This window comes from Caballeronia sp. AZ10_KS36 (assembly GCF_023631105.1).
Taxonomy (GTDB): Bacteria; Pseudomonadota; Gammaproteobacteria; order Burkholderiales; family Burkholderiaceae; genus Caballeronia.
Map to the genome: position 1 here is coordinate 1 of NZ_JALQDQ010000086.1, position 262 is coordinate 262.

Consider the following 262-nt stretch of genomic DNA (forward strand, 5'->3'; position numbering starts at 1 on the left):
GCGCGCGGCCGACGCGTACATCGACACCGAGGCGATCCGACTCACCACGTGGCAGGCGGTGTGGCGGCTCTCGGAGGGTCTCCCCGCCACGGCCGAGGTCGCCGTTGCGAAGTTCTGGGCGGCCGAGGGCGGCCAGGGGGTCGTGCACGCCGCGCAGCACCTCCACGGCGGGATGGGCGTCGACAAGGACTACCCGCTGCACCGGTACTTCCTGCTGGCGAAGAAGCTCGAGCTGACCCTGGGCGGGGCCACGCCGCAGCTC

1 protein-coding gene is annotated in these 262 nt (G+C 72.9%); it reads left to right on the forward strand.

Annotated elements, in window-relative coordinates; all coding sequences use genetic code 11:
• Window positions 1-262, forward strand: a 262-nt coding sequence (locus NCR35_RS29820; RefSeq protein WP_250537469.1) for an acyl-CoA dehydrogenase family protein, incomplete at both ends; no start/stop codon positions are given.